A 22,323-nucleotide genomic window follows, 5' to 3' on the forward strand; every position below is an offset into this window, starting at 1 on the left:
TTAACGCGACACCTTGAACGCGGTCAGCGAGTAGACCCCCGGCGCCGCAAGAACGTCGGAGATCCGCACGGCGGGAAGACTTCCGAACCGCGCCGGCTGACTTGCCTCCGGCCGGTTCCAGATGGCAAGCACCAGCGCGGTCTCGCTTTCCTCTTTGGACAAAAGCGTGACAGGCACCGAAAAGCGCCACGCGCCCGCAGTCAACGTATTTGATGCCGGGAGCAGATAGTCCCGGCCGTCGTGGATCTGCCCACCATCGTCAATCAGATAGAGTTCCGGCGATCCCATGCCATTCAGGGGAACACCTGCCGCTTCCGCCGCGGCGATCCTGTCCAGCGGCAAGTCCCGCTGAACAAGCCCGGATACCTGCGTTCCGCTGGGCACGATTGTCCTGTCGAGGTCCACCAGCCCTGCCGCTTCGATCCCTTCCGACAGGCCAAGGGCTTCCAGGAGCGCGCATTGCTGACGGGTCACAAGGCGAACCTCAATTTTCGCCTCATACCCCTGATCGGCGGCAAAGCGCTGATCGAACAACGCAAATGGCGCAATGCCAGCGCCGTAGGCGGTGACCGCCGCACTGTCCGCCCCAGCGGACATGACCGTCAGATGGGCACACTCTCCGGGATCGTAGCTGGCAACATAACCTGACACGTTCGCAAGCGGATCGATGCTGGCAACCTCAACCGGCGCAACGCCCTCGGCCGGATCCGATGTCTGTGGCGCCGCCGGAAGAGTGGACGTCTCGGGTCTGGAAGGCGCTATGGCCGTTGCGTTCTCCGCGGCCGGCCGCAGGGAAGCAACTTGCTGCTCGACCGGTCTGACTGCCTTAAGCGTTCCACTTTCAACCTGAGAAATGCCGGAAGAGATCGCCGTATTGCTGACGGAAGTCGCAGCTGTCGCGGAAACCGCCGCAGCGGCAACCGGTTCGGTTGCCGTGACCACTGCCTCCGGCTGCTGAATTATTGCGACAGCTTCTTTTCCGTTGTTCACAACTGTCGACGACGATGCCGGACCGACTGCCACAATGTCCTGCGCCGGGCTGACAGACGCCAGTTCCTGTGTCGCCGGAGCAGTCGGCCGGATGTCCGATGGGTCAACAGTAGACGGAGCTGTTGTTTGCGGTTGTCCGGCCACACCGGATTCCTTGCCGGCTACCGGTGTGAGGGAAGACACAGCAGGCTTAACAGGAGAGACGGCCGGCTGATTGCTCGGACCGGTGGCCTGGGCCTGAACAGCGCTCACGACACGACTCGGCTCCGGGTTTGTCACTGGTTGAGAAGAAACCGCTGTCTGCTCTATCGGTGGAACCGGAATGTTTGTCGGCTGCTGCACTGGCGTGACCGAGGCCGCGGTCACCGCCGTTTCTGGGGACTTAACCGCCGCCACTGCCTCGGAAACCTGAACGGTGACCGGGCGCGGCATGTCCGGCCGGGAAGCAGTCTGCGAAGTCGCCGGCCGCAAGGGACCTTCCTGTACCGGGCGCGTGGCAAGAGCTGTTTGCGGAACAACCGGCTGGAGCGCTTCTGAAGGAGCAACAATCGGCGCCACGGATGGGACTGCCGTTTGCGTCGGGGCACTCTCGATCGCCTGCACAGATGCGAACGTCAGTCCACCGCTGTCGATGATGACTTCGGTTTCATGAAGCGGCGCTGGATCATCCGGCTGCAAAGACATTTCCGGCAGACCGTAGATCAGCACCGAAATATGGATGGCAACCGACGTGCCCAGAACCGCGGGCCACAAGAAGCCTGGTATTTCCCATTGGCCGTCCTGATTATAAAGCGCCGCGCTCACGGCTCATCCGCCTCGACCGTAACCAGCGTAAGATGCTTGATCCCGTTCGCCCTGAGGGTATTCGCGAGAGCTGCGACCGCATCCATTCTGGTGCGCTTGTCGACCTGGACAGCCAATTTGTCCGTTTCCTCGGAAGCTTTCGCCACGAACGCTTCAAGTTGCGCGGTGTCCAGTCGCTCACCTTCGAACCACGCCTCCCCTGTACGCGCCAGAACGAGGCTGCCCTGTATACTGCCAGTCCCCGCCTCCGAGGTGGTTTCCGCCCAGGCAAAATCCTCCGGAAGCGTCGGCTTCAGGGTTCCGGCGACCAGAAGAAACACCAGCAGCAGAAAAACCACATTGATCAGCGCCAGAGAGCTGTCGGCCGACCGGTGAGCCATTGCCTGAGGCAGGTGGATGGGTTTCGTATACCGCTTCATCTCACGACCGTATCATGTCCACCTTCTCCTGTTCACGGCACAACCTTGATCGTCGTCGCGGTCGCCCGCAGGACAGGGCTGTCTTGAGACAGGCCTTCGAAGAACGGCTTTGCCTGTTTTTCGGTCTGGCTTTTGAGAGATGAAGCGATATCCGGTCCGACCATGGCGATAACCAGTCCGGTTTCTTCCGACGAGTTCGTGAGGCTCAGAGGAACCACGAAGCCCGCACCGCCGTCATCCGTCTGGATAAAGGGCGACAGATTGGCGACTTCACCGTTGCTGGAAACATAGAGCAGACCAAGGTCTCCGGTCGTCGGATCATATCCCGAGATCCGTCCGGCCATGTTTTCCCCGTTGGGTATGACGGTGCGTTGCATATCCAGGTAGAGTTTTGTCTTCGCACCTCCCTGAGGCGTGGCTCTCAGGAATGCGATCGCCGGGCATTGCGCGTCAGTCACAAGATTGACCTGGATCCTCGCCTCGAACCCCTGGCTTTGGGTAAAATCGCTGTCAAAACTGATGAACGGCGGGGTACGCGAGGCAAATCCCTCGATTTGCGCCGACCTGCTGGCGATCTCCACCGGCTGAAGATACATGCAGTCACCCGCCTGATAACCGCGGACGAAATTGCGAATGCGATCTTCCGGTTTCACGGCTTCGGAGATGACGTTTTCCGGCGTTTCCTCCTTCACCGGAATTTCCGGCGGCGCGAGACCGGTCAGTTGCTCGCCGGTTCCCGGTGACGTTCCGTTGCCCCCTGGGGCGGGAGTTTCGGTTGCCGGCGTCTCCACAACCGGCCGGGCGGTGAGTTCCGGAACGCCAGTGTTTTGCGTGCCGGTCCCCGTTTGATTTTGTTCGGTATCGGATGCCGAACTGCCAGGCCGGACCGGTGCAGACGGAGCGTTTTCGCGCGGAGCTGCCACCAGAACCGGCTTGTCCTCCAGATCCGGCACCGTCTGACCGGCCAGGAAATAGACCCCGCCGGCACCGAGCGCGGCAAAGCCCAGGAGAGACGCGGCGATGAGGATACGGCGGCCCCATCTGACCGGCGGCGGTATCTCGTCAAGAGCGGATTGCTCAGGCTGTGGGCCTGCAGGCCGGATAATCGTCGCTTCCTGCACGCGCCGCGTCATCGGCGCCCCCATCGTCCACTCGGCGATTTCAGTCATGGACGCCGGCCGATTGGCGGGATCGGGCTGCAGCATTGCTTCCAGAAGCGGACGGAAGCGGATGTCGATCCCCTCAAGCGCGGGCAACTGCCGGCGCTTTTCGACGATCTGCACCTGAGTTCCGCCCATTTCGATGTGTTTACCCGTCAGCGCCTCAGCGAGAACGAGACCGAGCGAATAGATGTCGCTGCGCGGTGTGACCTTTCCATCGAAGATGCCGACTTGCTCTGGGGAAACGTAATTCACCTTGCCGGCGAAACCATCGCCGATGATTGTCGGGCCACCGGTATTCGCTCTGGAAATACCGAAATCGATGATCTTCGCCTGTCCGACATCGCCGTTCTGAAGAATGATGTTGTCAGGCGAAAGGTCGCGGTGGATGACTTCCCGATCATGAACCGCCTGCAGCGCCGACGCGACCCTTTGGAGAAGACGATAAACGGCCTCCGGTTCCAGAGGTCCGGCTTCAATCCGTTTGCTCAGGGACGGACCAGCGACGAACTCCATGGCCAGATAATAGATGCCGAGTGTCGGCTCCTTGGCAAAGACAAAATACTGGGTCAGCGCGTCGTGCTTCAGCTTCCTCAGGATCTTGGCTTCACGCTTGAACAGATCGAGGATCATGGGGTCCCTGGCGAAACTTGCCAGGAGCACCTTTATGGCGACCGGGTCGCCGCTTTCCACATCCCTTGCCCGGTAGACAGTGCCGATGCCGCCGTCAGCAATATGCTCTTCAATCTCGTAAAGATTGTTGAGCCGCGTTCCTTTCGGCAGCAGGTTTTGAGCTGGGCTCATCTGTCGATAGCTCCTTCAGCCGCAGACATGCGGTCAATATCCACGATCACCACGGTCACGTTGTCCGAGCCGCCCCCGTCGAGCGCCCCTTTGATCAGGCATTGCGCTGCAGCGTTCGGAGCGCCGTTCATCAGAAATGTACCGACCACGGAATCGTCCAAGTGTCCGGTTAGCCCATCCGAACATAGCAAAAACCGGTCCCCCGGCAGAAGATTGCCGGACACCATTTCCAGTTCCAGATCAAGACCGGAGCCAATCGCCCGGGTTATGACGTGGCGCCGCGCGAAATTTCTTGCTTCCTCTTCGGTCAGAACATTCTGGTCAATCAGTTCCTGTGCCTCGGTATGATCCGTCGTTACCTGCTCCAGCTGGCCATTGCGGAACCGGTAAACCCGGCTGTCACCCGCCCAGATGCACGCGAAGTTGGAATCATAGGTCAAAAGCGCGGCGATGGTCGTCCCCATCTGACCGCCGTTCGCCTTGGCGGCGGCGTCTTCTATCCGGTCCTTCGCCACGATCATGCGGCTCTCGAATTGTTCAAGCAACTCTTCGGCGCTTCGCGGCAGGGCGATATTGAAAAGCGCCTCCTTTACCAGTCCGGACGCAATAGCTCCGCCGCTCATTCCCCCCGCCCCGTCCATGACGGCGAACACACCCTTGCCTTCATCAACGAAAAAAGTGTCCTGGTTTTCTTCCCGCACCCGTCCCGTGTGGGTGACCCCGACCGCATATCCGCGAAGGGCTTCCTGTAATTTCCCGATCATGTCCGACTGTCCTCCGGATGATACAGCCCACCTGATGACCCTGCCCCTTGATGTTCGTCAGTGACCGCCCCGCCAAAGGCTTCCGGCAGGATAAACCAGCGGAATGCATGTGGGTGCGGCAGCCCGGAACAGGAAAATGCAAATTCACTATCCCCTGCCCGGCAATAAAAACCGGAGCTGACCCACTCTCCGGTTTCTTCCATAGCGGCAAGCTCGGGTAGCCCAGCAGAAGGATTGTCATCCGAAGCAGCCACAGGCGGCACGAGATCGGCAACCGCCTTCTGGAACCCTGCAAGATCCGCATCCTCCTGCAACGTTTGCAACAGGATTGCCTCCACCGTCTCGTACCAGTCACCGGCAGGACGCGCTGTCTCGCTCTCGCCGGGACTGACCGGAGCAACCACTGTCAGCGGAAACTTGCGCCCTACACGGTCCACGCTCGGCATGAAGGCACCGGCCACGGCGCCCTCGAGTTTGTCGCCGTTTGCGGGTTTCATCCAGAACCGCCACACAGGCATGGTCATATAGGCCTCCTCCCAGGCGGTCTTCAGGTCCAGCCGGGACTGCGCGAGGCCTTCGAGCAAAAACGGTTCCCAGAGCTTCAGAAATCCCGCCGGGCACGCCGCGGTCACGAAGTCCCCCCGTGCGGGCAATTTGCCAAAGTAACCGCCACTGCCCCTGCCGCTAGCCATGGTCTAGAGCTCTTTCAGCAGACACGGAGGCATATGACGTGTGTTCACGCGCTTGTCCGAAGCATCGCTTCGCCCTGCACGCCGCACCTTGGTGATAAGCTGATCTGACTCCATCGAATGGCTCCGTGCTTCGTAAAGGTGCTCTAGAAACTCGTCGGGCAGCTGAAATCCCCGACGGCCGACAGGAAGAACGGATTGGGCTTCGACCGCAGCGTGATCGTGAAGGCGACCTGCCGGCCCCCAAGCGTTTCCCGGATGACAAACTTGTTCGGATCGGAACTCACCCGATTGGACTGGATGAACCTGTAGAACGCCCAGTCGCCGTGAATTTCCTGACGCGACCTGTATCCGGGAACCTCGGGCTGAATCACCAGAACAACCCTTGGTGTGGCCGTGTTGCTCGGCCAATCGAAACTCGCGGGAAGCGGTTCGATCTCCGCGTTGAAGCCGGGTCCGCGTGTGACCAGAACCAGATTGCCGTTCACTTCCAGGCTCGCTGCGTCGGCCTGTTGCGACAAGGCGCGCGGCACCACCTGAAGGCCGACCGAAGGAAAGGCGTTTCCGGTCGGAAAGAACGCCTGCTTGATCAGATCCGCGCGCTCGAACTGGCGCAGGGTGGCGTTGGACAACCGGTCCGATTGCGAAACCTCCGGCTTCCACGTCCAGGGCCTCGCCGAGGTGTCGACCAGGGGTTTCAGGTTTTCGTCGAAGAACCGCTGCATGATGCCGGAAGGCGAGAACAGCTTTGCGAACTCGGTCATGGGCACTTCGGAACGGCCATTGGTGAAGGGGAACTTCCGGCCGACGATTCCCTGGCACTGTCCGACGACCTGCGATTTCAGCTTTTCATTGAGCTGCGTGATCGAGGTCTCCTTGAATTCCTCGTCGAATTCCTTGGCCGCCTGCAGGATCAGCTTGTCGAAGGGATTGGGAAACCGTGTGGCGTTGCTCCTGAGCAGGGAGGCCTGAATCTGGACGTTTGAATTTGCCGTCTCGCTCTGCAGCGGGTTGTTGGCAACCACCAGGAGGTTGTCGAGGATGTTCTTGAAGTTGACCAGCAGCGCGTCGATCTTGCGGCTGTTTTCGCCTTCCACCAGCACGTGATAGGGGCGGAAATGATCCTCGATCGCCTTGCCTGGAATAATCTCCGGTCCGCCGCCGCCCGACACCGCGCCAAGCGCACCGGAAACACCGTTCGGCGCCAGCGCCTTGATCCCGGCCTCAAGGCCGATGCGTTTCAGCCCGCCGGAGGAGTCGAGCACATAGCGCTGGAATACCTTCTGAGCCGCTTCGCCGCCGGCATCCTGAGCGCTGCCTCCAGACGCAATCCCGGCAATGCCTTCGCTTGACAGGTCCTGTGTCAGCAAGGTTTCCCGGCGAATGCTCTCCAGGATCTGGACAACCGGCGATGTTGGTGCGGACACCGCCTGCAGCGCCGTGTAAAGCGGCTTGTCGTCGCGCATCGACCTGAATTTAAGGTTGCCGAGTGCATCTTCCCAGGCCGCGATGAAGTCTCTCGTATAGAGAGTCAGGATTTCTCCGGGCAGCGTCTGGTACTGATCTGCAAAGGCGTCGGCTTCGCCAATGTCGCCGAAAACCCAATTGTCGCGTTTAAGTTCCTCCCTGATGCCAGCAAGGTTCGGCAGGACAGTCAGGTGAAAGCCGGGATAAGTGAAGAACTTGTCGACGGAGACTGTATCCAGCGTATCTCCGTTTTCTGTTTCGAAGACGGTTTCCATATCCGGACCGCCACGCTGTTCGGCAACCCAGTCCTCGCTCGCCAGGCCCTTCGCGCGGGACTTCAGCAGGGCGTAACCACGTTCGGCCACACTGACCCTTGCAAGTTCACGCTGAACCTCCGCAACCAGTACTCCGTCGAGCTGGCTCGTCAGAACATTGCCGCCGAAGTCGAGGTCAAGCATGGCCGCGACGTGGGAATTGAGCTCGTTGCGCAGGACCTCTCCCTGGGGACCGGGGAAACTCTGAAGAAAATCCGCACGGAAGGAGTTCTTGATCTGCTCCCTGTCGATCTCCGGCGCATCGCCGGCAACCATGCGATAGAGCTTGGTGAGATTGTAGAGATCGTCGATATCCTGACCGCCCGGTCCCGTCCGGTTGTCGAGCACATCGGTCATCTGCTCTTCAATCCGGAGCAGCAGACGCGGGCGCAGCAGACGTTCCAGACCGCTACGGTAGGACGTCACGCCTGCCGCCTCCAGGCGTTCACGCTGGCTGAGTCCGAATTTTTCCATGAACGGCGTTGGATCGTTGCGGCTGTCGTAACCGGCCGGCAGCGCGCGCAGCAGCGATAGGATATAGGTGGTGTCGCGCAGGCTGTCGTCACGCACCACGCGCTGGTCCAGAACCCCTTCACCTTCGGCGCGCACGGCCGCCACCGCCTTGGCGGTCTCATCGATCAGGGCCCGATTGTTGAGATAGCTGACGGTCCAGAGGGAGCCCAGGCCGATGGTGACCAGAGCGATTGCCGCATAGGCGCTGATCCGCACGGCTGTCGCCATGCGCACCGCCTGACGATTGTGGGTGACCCAGCCAGCTTCCCCAATGATGACCTTGGTCAAAAGATCCCGGAGAAAATAGCTCTTACCCTGTCCGGACAGGGCGGCCGCCTGATAGGCGGTTCCGAAGGCCTGGCTCATGGAGCCGATGACCCGGTCGATCGCCGTTCCGGTCTGTGTGCCGGAGGTGAAATAAAATCCGCGCAGCACCGCGTTCGGATAATAACGGCTCGGCTCGAAAATGGCGTTCAAAAAGCCGGTCAGACGGTCCCGGAGCGCCGCGACCTGTGTCGGAAAGCCATAGAGCATCAGCCGCGCCCGCGGATCCGGCTCCTCCTGCAGCCTGTCGGCCATCTCCTCGTTCAGCCGTTCGATGAGAAGATCGAACTCCGCCGGCACTTCGGAGACCATATTCTTGGTCTTTTCGCGCGTCTGGAAAGTTGCCCCCCAGACCAGATTGCGCCGGCTCTCCGGGTAGGAGCCGAAGAACTCCATGAAACCGGCTATCGTGTCCGCCTTGGTGAAGATCGCATAGACGGGGAAATCGATTTTCAGAGTTTTGTAGAGTTCTATCAGTCGTGCGCGAATGGCGTCCGTATGCAGCTTCAGCTCTTCTTCGGACAAGGTCATGAGGTCTTCAAGGCTGATCGACACCATGACGCCGTTCACCGGCTGTCGTGGCCGCGCCTTGCGCAACATCTTGAGGAACCCCAACCAGCCTTCCCGATCATGCTCCGCATCGGAATCCTGAGTGGTGTAGCGTCCCGCCGTATCGATCAGGACAGCATTCTCCGCGAACCACCAGTCGCAATAGCGGGTGCCACCGAGGCCTTCCAGTTTCTGCGCTTCTCCCTGACCGCGAGAGTTGGCGAATTTCAGGCCGGAATGAACCAGAGCCGTCGTCTTCCCCGCCCCCGGCGGACCGATCATCAGATACCACGGAAGATCATAAAGATAGGTTCGGCCGCCACCGCTCGCGGTTTTCAGGGTTTTCAGCGCATCCTTCATGCGCTCGGACAGGATCTCCTTGTCCTCGTCGCTGGCTTTCGGCTGCAGAATCTCCTGTTCGAGCGCCCTGTTTGCCGCGATGCGCTTGTAGATCCTGTAGCCGGCCCAGCCTCCGATTGTCAGAAGGATGAGCAACGACAGAAGCAACCGCACCCAGAGAGGTTCAAACGGGCGTACCCCGGCAATCGCCAGAAACGGTCCGCCGAACCAGATCAAGGCAATGAGGGCAAGAATGCCAATCAGAATTGCCGATATTCCAAGCCAGAATTTCATCTGTGGTGCCTTATTCTGCGGTTACCCGGCCTTGAAGTTCAATTGTTGATCACCAGACCTTTGGTCGGCGGCTTCAGGAAGACCTCGACACGGCGGTTGAGCGCCTTGCCTTCCCGGCTGGTATTGGCGGCTATCGGCTCATCCGCACCGCGTCCTTCCACCTGCACCCGGCCGGGTGCCTGAAGGACGGCGTCCATGACGGCCGCGACAGACTTCGCCCGCTCGACGGACAGGTGCCAATTGCTCGGAAAGCGCGGATTGTTGCGGATCGGGTCGCTATCGGTATGCCCGACAACGAGAATTTCCCCGTCGACGTCACCGAGCGTCTGAGCCACCTGTTCGACTAGAAGCTGGAATTCCGGCCGCAAGGTGGCTGCGGCTACGTCGAACTGGGCCCGCATGCGCAACATGATTGCCGGTCCCGCCTGCGAGATCTCCAGGCCGTCCAGACCAGCAAGCCTATCTGAAACCGTATCGATGGTGGCGTCTTCGGGCGGTGGCGGCGGCGGTGGCGGTTTGGGCTGATAGCCTTCGCGCGCCAGTTCAACCGGCCCGTTCGGAAAAAGGGCGGATGCCCGGCTTGCGAGGACTTCGCTGCCACTGGACAGCAGCAGCATCAAGGTGACGTAGCCACCAAGCAGCAAGGCCCCCGCGACGGCGGCAACCGACCAGATCGGAACGGAAAAACCGGTTCGCTTCTGCAGGAGCTCCAGGCCACGCCAGTGGGGAGACAGATCGTCCCCCGGCCGCGGCCGGACACGCCTCAGGATCTCGTGCAGATCCCGGCGCTCGCGCTCAAGCCCCTGCTGTCCGCCCTGAATGGCCCTGTATTTGCCGTAAAATCCAAGTGACAGACAGGCATGCATCACTTCCAGAACGCCGTAATTCCGGCCTGGATCCTGCTTTGCCTTTTCCAGAAGCTGGAAGAACTCGACACCGCCGGTTGCCTGTCCGAAGAACTGGGTCAGCATGGAATATTGCGTCCACTGGTGCCGTCCGGCGGATGGCATGTTCTGCACGATATCGTCCGACGTGGCACAAAGCGCGTAGGCGGCTGAGCGGATCTGATCATCTGTGATGCCGGCGCTGCGCAAATCCTGTTCGAAAGTTTTGATGGAGTTGTAGACATCGCGCATCAGGGCATCGAACTGCGCGTCCGTCATTGTCAGATGCAGGCGCCCCAGCAACAGAAGCAATGGCGCTGCGGCACGGGAAATGGGATTGCGGTTGGCGACGCGGATCTGGTTGATGTCCGGCGTCTGGGCCAATTGCCCGGCTCCCTGCGATACGGACGGGCCTGCGGGACCGGCACTGTGCGGCGGCTGTGGGCTCTGCGGCGGTTGCTGACCGGGTGGCGGAGTCCTGAGGTCGGGTGCCTGCTGCTGACCGTATTCATAGCCGGTCGGCGTCGGTGCATAGGGATCCGGTCCGGTTCCGGCGCCGCCCTGCCACGGGTCCGGTGCACTGGCCGGGCGCTGCGGCGGCTGCGGTGGCTGTGGCTGTCCGGGTGCATTTTGCGGCGACACCGGCGCCTGCGGAGGGGTCGCGCCGGGCTGGGTTTCGCTCCACCGGCCGCCCGGATTGGGCCGGACGATGGTTTTGCCCTTGCGCTTGGAAACGCCAAAGGGATCGTCATTGTCGGCCATCACCGACCCTCCCGGATGGCGTAGAATTCAAGCTGCAGCTCCGGCCAGTTGCCGGAGAACTGAAGCCCTATCGCCGAATCCTGGCTGAATTCGCGCCACAGCGGCGTTGTCTTGTCGAGCCTGAAGTAAACCCTGTCCGTCAGGGCACGGATCTGCGCCGGTGGAACCGGCATATGGATCAGGGGAATGCCCGGCAGGTTGGAATAGACGATCTGGCGCATCTGACCGAAAGGCCCGGCCTTGAAGAGGCGCGGAAACTCGGTCTGGATTTCGGTAAGCGGACGGCGGGCGGCCACTTCTATGACGAAGCTTGCCTGCGAGAACAGATTGCGGTCGACAATCGTTGACTTGAAAGCGTTGGGAGCCAGTTGTTCCAGCGGCAGGCGGATCGCACGGCGGTCGTATCCTGCCGACAGGAATGCCTGGATGTCTGCCAGCACCGGCTTGAAAATGTCGTGCAGCTTGTCGTGATCATAGACCGGATAATTGCGGGCGCGGCGTTCGTCCGTCGCGAAGGTCGCCAGTTCTCCGGCCAGTTGCAGAAATTCCGAATAGACTCGCTCGGGATGCACATAGGCGGACTTGCGCAGATGCATCAGCAGCGGATGGGTGCGGTTGAGCAACTGCAGGGTCAGGTAGTCGAAATTCTGCAAGCCGCCGCCGGCGGATGTATCAGCCGCGTAACGGGCAAGCTCGCTGAGTTTGCGTTCGACCCAGCCAATCACGGAATCGACCCAGCCGGTCACGACAGGATGCACGTGACACGCCAGAACCGGTGGGGCGAAAGCACCGTCCGTTATGATGATCCGGTCCTTGATTTCGGTAATCCGGGCAACCGGCAGGCAGACCTGACCTGGATGCGGCGTTGCGCGGATGGAATACATCAGCCGCGGATGGGCAACATCTATTTCCTCTTCCTGCCGGATTGCGGAAGTGGAATCGATGACCGTCTCGCGTCCCTGAACATAGCGGGTTGCCGCGTCCTCACGCCCGTTCGACACTTCCACCGCGTTGACCGTCGTCTCCGGAATGCCGAGCCAGACAATCTGTCCGGCGGCATCCTCGGGAACGTCGATCGCGGGCGGCGGCGTGCCGTCCGCCGGAAAGTTGAACACCGTGCCGTCCGGAAAGATGCCCCGGCCGTGGCGCAGGGCGAAGCGGCATTGCTGACCGACATCCTGATCGATCTCGAAATCGGAAAAGCCCCAGGGATAGGCGGAAGCGAGCCTGACACGCTCGTCCAGCATATGCTCCGCGTAGCGGTCACTCTGCTGGAGGTGATGTGGCCTCAAAAACAGTCCTTCGGTCCATGCGACCTTGCTATACCACGACATTCAGGCACTGCTCCTTGACATACGAAACGCCGTAGCGCTCTTCAGGCTTTAAATACGTTTTTAGTCAATCAGCCCGGAGTGTTGCTCCGGATCTTCACTCGTCAATTCTTCATAGCTTTCCGTAAAATACTGGGTGAACACACCCACAAGACCATCGTCATAAGCGCCCGACAAGGAGGTCCAACGCTCCTGCATCCGCTCCCAGAGTTTGGCCTTTTGTCCGCCAAACGGACTTTTCGCTGTCTTTCCCTCGGCTTCTATCGCTTTGGGCGACAGGGTATCGTCAAACCGCGCCGCGGCCTTCTGCATGGCCGAATATGTCCAGACATGGTGTTTCTGAATATCCCGGAACGCGGCTTGCATCGCCTTGTTCATCGGCAGGTAGCCATTGTCTTCCGCTTCCCTGGAAAACATGGTCTGGAGGGCCATCTGCGGGGTCGGCGAGAACTTCAGGGCGTTGTTGCCGCTTCGGCTGATCAAGGTGCGATTGGCGTTGCGCGTCATCGCCTTGACCTGGCTGCGGGCCTGCAGCAGGCCCATCAGATCGCCGGTGATGCCTTGCAGAACAGATCCGAGTTCGCGGGCGAATTCCTCGGGATCGCGCCCTTGAAGCACAGTTTCCGGAATGCCCGCGCCTTGCGCGAATGCCTTGATGAAATCCGCGACCGCCTCCGGCTGCCGGGGTGCGTCTGAGGTGTTGGTGGGCCCGGGTGCGGGTGCGGGAGCCGCTGCTGCCGGTGCGGTTTCAGCGGGCGACACGTCCTTTGGCGGCGCCGATGGTTGAGCCGCCACGGGGTCCGGTTCCGCAATCGCCGCCGGCGGAATCTCTGACGTGTTTATCAGTGCTCCCGGGAATTCGGGCTCCACAGCCAGGGCGGGTTCGGCCGGTACAGGATCTGTCCAAGCGGCGGCTTCCGGAAACGGCGATGCCGAACCGGCTTCAGAGGAAGCCGCCTGCGGATGCGGCGGTGTGTTGCTCGGTGGTGAAGCGCTCTGTTCCGGGTTGCCCGGCGATCCGAGATCCGGCATGCCGAACAGCGGCTGCTCGGGGGCGTCCGATCCGCCGCCTAACGGCGGAAACGGTGAAGCGGAGCTGACCTCCGGAGGCGATTGAAGAGGAACCGGCGCTGCAGGAGCAGCCGGTGCAAGATCGGGCTGCGCCGCCAGGTGATCCAAAGGGTCCGCCTGAGCGGGTCTTGCGGCTTCCCGCTCGGCAAATTGCGCCTGCGGATCGTAGAGCGCAGGATCGGCGCTGCCCCAGCCATGCCCCTGCTGGCTCCAGACATCGTCTGCAGGCGTGCCTACTCCGGGTGCAGAGGACGGCGGGGCGTGCCGACCCTCCATGCCTGCCGATGGCGCGCCCCCCCAGGGGCCGGCACCGGCGTCCTGAACCGGATAGGGAGCCTGCTGCGGCGAAGACGGGGATGAAGGCCATGCGGGATCCGGAGCAGCCGGAGCAGCGGCCTGCGGCGCGTTCCAGCGCGGTGTGTCGTCATGAGGCATGGCCGGCGACATGGCCGCCATCCCTGCCCCGGCGTTTTCACCTGCTTCCAGAGCAACGGCGATTATGTAATCACCGATCATCAGTTTGTCGCCGGACCGCAGCGCATGGGCCCTGTCCATGCGATTGGGGCTGCCGTTGAGGAAAGTTCCGTTCGTGGAGATGTCATGCAGAACGAATTGTCCACCCTCGATGCGCACTTCGCAGTGCTTGCCGGATATCACCCTGTGCGGATCGGGCAGACTCCAGTCGAGATGCTCGTGACGGCCGATATCGAATCCGCGGTCGGCGCAGCTGTAGGACACCTGGCCGCCGGTTTCGAGCCGATCGACATTCTCGATCTGCAGAGTGATACGCATTCCAGCAAATCTCCCGAATTGCTTACGAATTGGCCGGCGCCTGCCCGTTGAGGCTGATCGTCGGCATAGAACCGCCTTCAGCGAAGGAAAGTCCCGCGGAAAGGCAAGAATTGAGCGCTTCGTCCCGATTGGCGGGCTCCACTGCGCCGAACGCGATCAGCAACGCTGTATTGACCGCTTTGGCGGTCAGATCATCGGGCGTCTCGACCCGGTGTTCCGGGTTCGGCGACAGGGATCCGCCAGACCAGCCAGCCGCCAGACCGATCCACACAGCCGCACTCTCCGTTCTGGCGGCTTCCGCCGCCGCATGAACGGCCGCACGGGCTTCCTCGTCTCCCTCACGCACCCAGTTTTCGCTCAGCACCAGAACCTGACGGTCATCGGCTGTTCCGGGTCCGTCCAGACCGGCTACGCATTTCATTCCCCACCACACGGATTCCCGTTTCGGCAGAAGATGCGCGAAATAGGCAAGCGCGGTCAGCGGTGCATCGCCATCGCGAAGCTCCAGCGTATAGTCTTGCGGTGCGATGTCGGAAGCCGGTTCTTTGACCGTCTCAGACAGTTCCGGATAGGTCTCGAAAACCTGCTTTGCCCTGGTAAAGCGGATACGTGATCCCATCTGCTCTACTCCGTTTCTTCCTGTTGACGTTTGTTCCGATTGCCGCATTTCTCGCAGGCTGCTTCTAGTTGATCAGAACGATTCCGCCTTTCACCGTCAATACCGCACTGCCAGTCACACTTGTGAGCGTGCCCTTTGCTGTCAGATTGCCGGACGCCGTCACATCGATCATGGGCGACTCGATCTTGATCGCCGCCGGGGTCATGACGATCTTGCTGGCGCCGCAGATGAACTCAATCTTGCTCCCGGCTGTCACTTTCCAGTTTCTGCCTATCTTTTCCGTCGTGTTGTTGCCGACATTTTCGGTACGGTTCACGTCGATCTTGGTATCGCGGCAGTTTTTGACATGCAGGCTGTCGTCATTTTCGACCACAGTCTCCATGTCCTTCTCTGCATGCACTCCGACAAGTTCCCGACCCTTGGTGTCGTCCAGAACAAATTCGTTGTAACCGCCGCCGCCCTCGGTGGAGTCGGATTTGATGCCAGCCTTGTTCTTCTCGCCGGGCAGATCGTAAGGTGGCATGTTTTCCGCGTTGTAGACCGTTCCGATGACAATCGGTTTGTCAGGATCACCTTCCAGAAACTGGACGATCACTTCCTGGCCGACGCGCGGGATATAGATACCGCCCCACTTCTTTCCGGACCAGACCTGAGCGACACGCACGCGGCGGGACTGCGTCTTGTCTCGGTCCCAGTGGAATTCGACCATGATCTGGCCGTACTCGTCCACATCGATTTCCCCCTTCCCGACAACTTTGGCCGTCTGGGGTCCAGGGATGCGCGGCTTGCGGGTCGTGGCCGGGGTCCTGAACGGGATTTCCGAAGCAAGAACATCATAGGTGCCCGTATATGCCTCGCCCTGGGCGCCGCCGCTGCCGCCGCTCCGGTACTGTTCGGTTATGATCTGATGACTTGCCCTGACAACCAGGTATTCCCGATTCTGAGGCGCGTGCGGATGATCCTTAAGCGTGAACAGACCACCGGCGTAGAAGCGCGGAACTTCACCGGCCGTCTGAATGCGCTTGTCCGCAGCCTGCTCCGCATCCAGACGGATATTGCTGTATTTCGTGCCCTTGTCCTTTTCGGTATAGCGGCCCGGATAATCGTAATTCTCCAGCGTACCGGCCCGATACTTGGATCCGGCTTCGCGTTCCGCTTCCAGCGAGGCACTCGGCTTTTCAAAATCGTAGTCGTTGACGGCGAACTTTCCGGTCCGGAATTTCCGGCTCGGGATCCAGTGGTAGATATGCTCTTCATCGCGCTGGCTGTCGCCGCCGAGCGCGATAAAGGGAACGGTAGAATTGCCTACTATCGGACTGTAGGACGACTTGGCGTCCGAAAGAACCATCTTGTGCTTGCCCTGCTGATGCTCGAAGAAATAGGAAATTCCGAATTCTTCCATCAGGCGGCAGCAGAAATCATAATCGGATTCCCGATACTGAACGCAATAATGGATCGGATCGTAGCTTTCCGTCAGCTTGTTCTGGAAATCGGAGAAGTCATGCTCTCCAAGAACTTCCGAAATGATGTCCGGAGCTGATTTGTCCTTGAACACCCGGCAGTTCGCATTCTTGGTCAGCAGCCAGAACCAGGGGCGCAAGGTCAACCTGTAGACATAATAAGCGTCGCGGTGCCCGAGCCACTTGGCGTCGGTGAGAAGCCCGTCGAAATACCGGTTATCGCCGTTGTTGGTGACCACCTTGACCGTCATATGGGTGGCGATTGCCTTGTCGAAATCCAGATCTTCCTGCTGGCTGATGACCTCCAGGCGGATTTCAAAATCCTCGCTCACGCCCTCGTCACACTCGATGGAGATTACCGAGAGCTCATCTTTCCCGTAGACCGAAGTAAGTTCGGCCATGCGGTTTGCTTGCTTGAGTTGTCCCTGGGCCACGAAGTTCTCCTCGGAAATACTGTGGTTCCTGACGGTTCCGGCATTTCTGCCGCTTTCAGTCAGTTCCTAAGGCGTTTCCGATAAAAATAATGTGCTCAATAACACAATTGTTGCAAATGATTTAAACGCCAACCCTGTCTGTTCGAACGTTGTAATACGCCCTACGCAATTGTCCATGAATTTCAGGTTGGCCCAGCGTAAGTTATTTAATCACCTCGATAAAGTCACGCTAACGGCCCTCTTGCTAATTGTGCGCAATAGGACATACTGATATCAAAGCGTACTTTAGTGACTTTCGCCACACCATTATTTTTTGAAAACTGGCACGATGCATTTCTGAACCCATTGCCATAACGCCTTCAAGCACTCCACGAGGAGGACTGATATCGTGACCAATCCCCTGACTACGCATGACCGGAATGCATTCTGTTTCTCCAGGCTTGGCCGTCTTCTGCTGGCGGCAACGCTTTCCGTTGCACTCACCGGCCTTGCCACCGTTTCCGTGTCCGCCCAGGACGCGACCTATTCCGCCGATGACGTCACGCGCCACTTCAAACAGCTCAAGACACGTTCCCTGAAGCCGGCCGGCACAAGCCGGGCGCTTTGTATCGGGACGCGGGATGAGTGCAATCCCGATGCCGCCAAGGCGGAAGGTGGCCAGGTTGCCGTTACGTCTGATTCCGGCACCGACGGGCAAGCGCTCGTCGCGGATCCGGAAACCAAGGCGATCGGCGAAGGCTTCAACCTGCTGGTATCCTTTGAATATGCCTCGGCACGGCTCAGCCCCTCCGCCAGGGTGAACCTGCGTGAATTCGCCAAGGGCATCGATGACCCGGCGCTTTCCAGCGCCACCTTCGTCATCGAAGGACATACCGACGGCATCGGATCCGCTCCTTACAATCAGCGCCTGTCGGAAGACCGGGCCGCAGCGGTAACGGAATTTCTCGTGTCGCTCGGTGTCGGACGGGATCGTCTGAAGACGGTTGGTTACGGAAAGACCCGGCCCAAGGTTGCCGATGTCAACGACCCGTCCAACCGCCGGGTGGAAAGCAAGCTGGTGCTTGAATAGATCTGTTTGTCAGTTTGTCTTCAGCCTGCTCTGACGGCCGGCTGAAGCCTTTTTATCCGCGCCGGGAGGGTGCATGAGTTTCGATCCCGATACATACGGTACGGAGATTACGCCCGGCGCAGGTTGCGGGCCGGATCTTTATGACTCCGAGCCCGCTTTTGCCGCGCTCCTGGATTCATGCGAGGAAATGCTGCCGGAACGGTTTAGCGAATTCGACCGTTCCGAGATCGAATTCACCGACCTTTTCAAACAGATGGATGGCTTTTTAAAGCAATCCCGGGACGTCAGACTGCTCGTTCTGCTAGGCCAGTTCGGTCTTCTCAACGGCCAGATCAACCTGTTCGCCAATTCAGTGAGGATTATCCGCCGGCTGCTTGAAAATTACTGGGAGGAAGTGCATCCCTCAGATGCCGACTTCGGTCATATGGAACGGATGGGCGCGCTCGAAGCGCTCAACAACCGTCCGACCGTCTTGCTGCCTCTTGAAGCCGCTGCGCTGGTCAGAACCCGCCGGGCGGGGCCGATCAGTTTTCGCACGATACAGATTGCGTCAGGAACCGCCACCGCGAGGCCGGACGAACACACGGTCTCACTCGGAGCGATCGATGCCGCACTCACTTCCGGCGAACTGGAGCAGGAAGATATTGACGAAGTTCTGAAGGATCTGGCTGAACTGCCCGGCGAACTTCGTGCGATCACCGACATATGTACGGAAAAGCTCCAGCAAAGCGGCGCCAAGGCCGCCCCGCCGGTCTATGAAGAAATCGCCACGCTCCTGCAGGACATGTACAAGGAGCTGAACACCCGCCTCGGACGTATGACGGAAGAGGCAGGTGACGCGTCCGGCGATGATGAAAGCGGCCAGGAAGATGCCGACGCTGTTCCGGCAAACCAGGCATCGCAATCGGAAATCCGCAATGCGGCCCAATCGAAACTGATCCTGGACGCGGTTGAAGACTATTTCGCCTCCCGCGAACCGTCGCATCCGGCGCTCTTTCTCGTGCGTGAAGCGCGGGGCCTCGTCGGAAAATCCTATCTCGATGCGCTGAAGATCCTGATGCCACGCAGGTTCGACGATGTCACGCTGGTCCTCGGGACGAGCGGACTTCAGCTTTCAAACGACAGACTGCTGGATCTCAACGACGGCGAAAACCGGGAAATCGACGATATCGAAGGGTTTTCGGTGATGGTCATCGAAAACCGCAACGATGCGATGAAGGCCATCGGTTCGGTCAAGGGCTATTATTCCGCCAACGAACCCACAAGCCCCATCCCTCTTCTGCTGGATGAGGCGCAGAACATGAGTTCCGGTTCTTTCACGGGCCTGCTCAACCTGTTTCTCAGACCGGAAGAAGAATGACCGCGAGAAAAGGAGAAAACGCGACCACGGCCCGCTTCCCTAGCGTTTCAGTGCTTATTTCTTGACACAAAGAGCCTATGGGTCCTCAATATTCGGGTCCTGCATATTTGACAAAGTAATTAAAGCGGCGATCGTGTGACTGTCGTCACACCCCGCACCAGACAAACGATTTACATAGTTAGCAACAAGACGAAACGCAGATTCGAAAAACACAAACCAAAATGCCCTGCGTGAGTATCTGACTAAATTTGACCTCGCCTAAACCGGGTCAGTGAAACGAAAGGCAAGTACAATGGCATCCAATAGTGGGCAAAGCTTCATCAAGCGCAACCGGCCCCCTCGCGTCCATATTTTTTACGAGGATCCGTTCGACGCGGAACAGAAGGTCGAACTGCCCTTCGTCATGGGCATCATGGCCGACCTTTCGGGCGATAGCCCCGGAGTGGAAAAGCAGGATATCGACGATCGCAAACTTCTCGATATCGACATGGACAATTTCACCAAGCGCATGGAAGCCATCGAGCCGGGCACGACCTTCACGGTAAAGGACAAGCTTTCAGGCGAAGATAACTCCAAGCTGAGCGTCCAGCTCCGCTTCAAGAGCATGGACGATTTCACACCAGGCAAGGTCGCTGAACAGGTTCCTGCCCTGAAAAAGCTCCTGGATGCGCGCCGCAGCCTCGCCGCCCTGCGAACCATGATGGACGGCCGCGTGCAGGCCATCAGCCAGCTTGAGGAACTGACACGGGATCCGGCTCTGATGGCGGCTCTTGCTCAGCAAATCGATGCCGAGAAAACGCAGGCCGATGGCGATGCGAAAGACGGCAGCGGGACAGAGGAGGCTTAAATGAGCAACACGGAAACCAGTGCCCAGACAAGCGGTGCAACGGCCGGCGAAGCTGCGGGTGAAAAAAGCCCCGAAGAATTTGCCTCTATCTTGAAGCAGAACTTCCGCATCAAGACCGAAAACGACACGGCCAACGCGCTCGTCGACAACGCGATGTCCACGTTCCTCTCGGAAGCCCTGTCCGATCAGGGGCTCATCAAGGACGATGTCTACGACACCATCGACGAGATGATCGCCAAGCTTGACGAGAAGCTTACGTCCCAAGTGAACGAGATCATTCACGCCGAGGAATTCCAGACGCTGGAAAGCGCCTGGCGAGGGCTGGACTATCTTGTCCACCAGTCGGAAACCGACGCCTCGTTGAAACTCAGGTTTCTCAACATCTCGAAGAAAGAGCTGGCCGGCGTCCTCAAGAGCTATCGCGGTGCGAAGTGGGACCAGAGCCCGCTGTTCAAGCAGATCTACGAAGCGGAATTCGGCCAGCTCGGCGGTCAGCCCTACGGTTGTCTCGTCGGCGACTACGAGTTCTCCCACGAAGCACAGGACATCACCATCCTGCGTGGAATGGCGAAGATCGCATCGGCGGCGCATGCCCCGTTCCTTGCAGCCGCCGATCCGCAGCTCATGCAGATGGACAGCTGGACGGAACTTCCGGCCAAGCGTGACCTGTCAAAGATCTTCGACACGGAACTTCATGCACAGTGGCGCACCTTGAGGGAATCGGAAGATGCCCGCTATCTGGGTCTGACCATGCCGCGCGTGCTTGCCCGCCAGCCTTACGGCGCCAAGTCCGATCCGGTCGAGGAATTCGCTTTCGAAGAGGAATTCGGCGAGGACAGCCACGACAACTACTCCTGGATGAATTCCGCCTATGCCATGGCCTCGAATATCAACAAGGCCTATAAGGAATTCGGCTGGACCGTCCGCATTCGCGGCGTGGAAAGCGGCGGGCTGGTCGAGGAACTTCCGACCCACGTTTTCGAAACCGACGACGGCGGCGTCGATCAGAAATGCCCTGCGGAAATCGCCGTTTCCGATCGGCGGGAACATGAGATTTCCCGCCTGGGTCTGATCCCGCTCATCCATCGCAAGAATACCGACCAGGCTGCCTTCCTGGGTGCCCAGTCGGTTTTCAAACCCAGACAGTTCTCAGGTCCGGACGGCAAGGATGCAACCGCGTCCGACAATCTGTCCGCCCGTCTGCCCTACATGTTCGCGACCACACGTTTCGCCCACTACCTCAAGGTGATGGTGCGCAACAAGATCGGCTCCACCAAGGAATCGGCGCAACTGCAGCGGTGGTTGAACGACTGGATCATGGACTATGTCGATGGAGATCCGGACAATTCGACCGAGGAAACCAAGGCGCGCAAACCGCTTCGGGAAGCCAAGGTCACTATCGTCGCGGACGAGGAAAACCCCGGCTACTACAGAGCCCAGTTCTTCCTGCGTCCCCATTATCAGCTGGAAGGCATGGATATCGGCATGAGCCTGGCTTCCCGTATTCCGCAGGACGGAAGCTGATTGAAGCAACTGCCGGCGGGCGGGCGTCTGCCCGCTGGCAAGCATCCTTACGGATGCAACCCGGTCATTTCACCGGGTGGAGGTGCAAACGGGCCACATACGGCTCAGGGGTTTGGACCGTGAGGTCCGAGGTAGTTGTCAGAAATAGCAGACTTAGTGCCAGACCGAATTTCCTGGCCGTCAACAACCAAGAGGATCTATTAAAATGGCTGTCGATTTTTTTCTCGAGCTTGAAGGCATCAAAGGCGAAGCACAGGACAAGACCCACAAGGACAAGATTGACGTCCTGTCCTGGTCGTGGGGCGCGTCCCAATCCGGCACCACGCATATGGGCGCCGGTTCCGGTTCCGGGAAGGCTCACTTTCAGGATCTGAGCATCACCAAATTTGTCGATAAATCGACCCCGGTATTGCTCCAGCATGTGTCCACCGGCAAGCACATCACGAAAGGTACGATGTTTGTGCGCAAGGCCGCTGGCGACAGCCCGCTGGAATATATCAAGATCGAGATGAAAGACATTATCGTTACCAATGTCTCGACTGGTGGCAGCGGCTCTGACGACCGCATCACGGAGAGCGTCACGCTGAACTTCGGTGAGTACAAATACATCTACACCGAACAGAAGCCGGACGGCTCGAAGGGCGCGGCTCCGGAGTTTGCCTGGGACATCGCGGCAAACGAAAAGAAATAAGGGCTTCTGCCCGAATGGCTGCCGCGCTCCTGGTGCGGCAGCCTGTTTT

The 22,323-nt window shown here is 59.5% G+C and carries 16 protein-coding genes; 5 read left to right on the plus strand and 11 right to left on the minus strand.

From position 1 onward, the window contains the following. From OA90_RS21220 to tssI, 11 genes are all read right to left on the minus strand, one after another. The gene (locus OA90_RS21220; RefSeq protein ID WP_156510589.1) at positions 1-1,794 is read right to left on the minus strand and encodes a hypothetical protein; all 1,794 of its coding nucleotides are present in this window, start codon (positions 1,792-1,794) and stop codon (positions 1-3) included. Continuing rightward, complete coding sequence (locus OA90_RS21225; RefSeq protein WP_068417145.1) at positions 1,791-2,213, minus strand: biopolymer transporter ExbD; 423 nt, start codon at positions 2,211-2,213, stop codon at positions 1,791-1,793. Before OA90_RS21225 ends, OA90_RS21220 begins: the two co-directional genes overlap by 4 nt. Positions 2,214-2,245: 32 nt before the next feature. Further along, positions 2,246-4,177, minus strand: coding sequence for a serine/threonine-protein kinase (locus tag OA90_RS21230; RefSeq protein WP_068417150.1), 1,932 nt, complete (start codon positions 4,175-4,177; stop codon positions 2,246-2,248). After that, complete coding sequence (locus tag OA90_RS21235; RefSeq protein ID WP_068417159.1) at positions 4,174-4,941, minus strand: protein phosphatase 2C domain-containing protein; 768 nt, start codon at positions 4,939-4,941, stop codon at positions 4,174-4,176. Before OA90_RS21235 ends, OA90_RS21230 begins: the two co-directional genes overlap by 4 nt. Continuing rightward, positions 4,938-5,633 (minus strand): type VI secretion system-associated protein TagF, encoded by a 696-nt coding sequence (gene tagF, locus OA90_RS21240; protein WP_068417163.1) that lies wholly within the window; start codon positions 5,631-5,633, stop codon positions 4,938-4,940. Before tagF ends, OA90_RS21235 begins: the two co-directional genes overlap by 4 nt. Before the next feature lie 143 nt (positions 5,634-5,776). Further along, on the minus strand, positions 5,777-9,430 hold the full coding sequence (tssM, locus tag OA90_RS21245) for a type VI secretion system membrane subunit TssM (RefSeq protein WP_068417166.1): 3,654 nt from the start codon (positions 9,428-9,430) through the stop codon (positions 5,777-5,779). 38 nt (positions 9,431-9,468) lie between these two features. Next, positions 9,469-11,076 carry a type IVB secretion system protein IcmH/DotU gene (gene icmH / locus OA90_RS21250; protein ID WP_068417169.1) on the minus strand — a complete coding sequence of 536 codons (1,608 nt, stop codon included), beginning with the start codon at positions 11,074-11,076 and terminating at the stop codon, positions 9,469-9,471. Next, positions 11,076-12,410 carry a type VI secretion system baseplate subunit TssK gene (tssK, locus tag OA90_RS21255; protein WP_068417172.1) on the minus strand — a complete coding sequence of 445 codons (1,335 nt, stop codon included), beginning with the start codon at positions 12,408-12,410 and terminating at the stop codon, positions 11,076-11,078. Before tssK ends, icmH begins: the two co-directional genes overlap by 1 nt. Before the next feature lie 60 nt (positions 12,411-12,470). Further along, entirely contained in the window at positions 12,471-14,270 is a 1,800-nt protein-coding gene (gene tagH, locus OA90_RS21260; protein ID WP_068417174.1) for a type VI secretion system-associated FHA domain protein TagH, read from the minus strand. Between the two features lie 22 nt (positions 14,271-14,292). Next, positions 14,293-14,889: a hypothetical protein gene (locus tag OA90_RS21265; RefSeq protein ID WP_068417176.1), complete on the minus strand. Its 597-nt coding sequence runs from the start codon at positions 14,887-14,889 to the stop codon at positions 14,293-14,295. 64 nt (positions 14,890-14,953) lie between these two features. Beyond that, on the minus strand, positions 14,954-16,783 hold the full coding sequence (gene tssI, locus OA90_RS21270) for a type VI secretion system tip protein TssI/VgrG (protein ID WP_199823798.1): 1,830 nt from the start codon (positions 16,781-16,783) through the stop codon (positions 14,954-14,956). A gap of 388 nt (positions 16,784-17,171) precedes the next feature. On the opposite strand from tssI, the gene OA90_RS21275 reads away from it, so the two are divergent. The 5 genes from OA90_RS21275 to OA90_RS21295 all read left to right on the plus strand — a co-directional run bounded on the left by OA90_RS21275 (position 17,172) and on the right by OA90_RS21295 (position 22,274). Continuing rightward, entirely contained in the window at positions 17,172-17,852 is a 681-nt protein-coding gene (locus tag OA90_RS21275) for an OmpA family protein (protein ID WP_068417183.1), read from the plus strand. Between the two features lie 73 nt (positions 17,853-17,925). Further along, positions 17,926-19,212 (plus strand): type VI secretion system ImpA family N-terminal domain-containing protein, encoded by a 1,287-nt coding sequence (locus tag OA90_RS21280; RefSeq protein ID WP_068417184.1) that lies wholly within the window; start codon positions 17,926-17,928, stop codon positions 19,210-19,212. Positions 19,213-19,504: 292 nt separating this feature from the next. Beyond that, the gene (tssB, locus tag OA90_RS21285) at positions 19,505-20,059 is read left to right on the plus strand and encodes a type VI secretion system contractile sheath small subunit (protein WP_068417187.1); all 555 of its coding nucleotides are present in this window, start codon (positions 19,505-19,507) and stop codon (positions 20,057-20,059) included. After that, positions 20,060-21,583: a type VI secretion system contractile sheath large subunit gene (tssC, locus tag OA90_RS21290; protein WP_068417190.1), complete on the plus strand. Its 1,524-nt coding sequence runs from the start codon at positions 20,060-20,062 to the stop codon at positions 21,581-21,583. A gap of 205 nt (positions 21,584-21,788) precedes the next feature. Further along, positions 21,789-22,274: a type VI secretion system tube protein Hcp gene (locus OA90_RS21295; RefSeq protein WP_068417192.1), complete on the plus strand. Its 486-nt coding sequence runs from the start codon at positions 21,789-21,791 to the stop codon at positions 22,272-22,274. Positions 22,275-22,323: the final 49 nt, after the last annotated feature.

Source organism: Labrenzia sp. OB1 (assembly GCF_001624695.1).
GTDB lineage: Bacteria > Pseudomonadota > Alphaproteobacteria > Rhizobiales > Stappiaceae > Roseibium.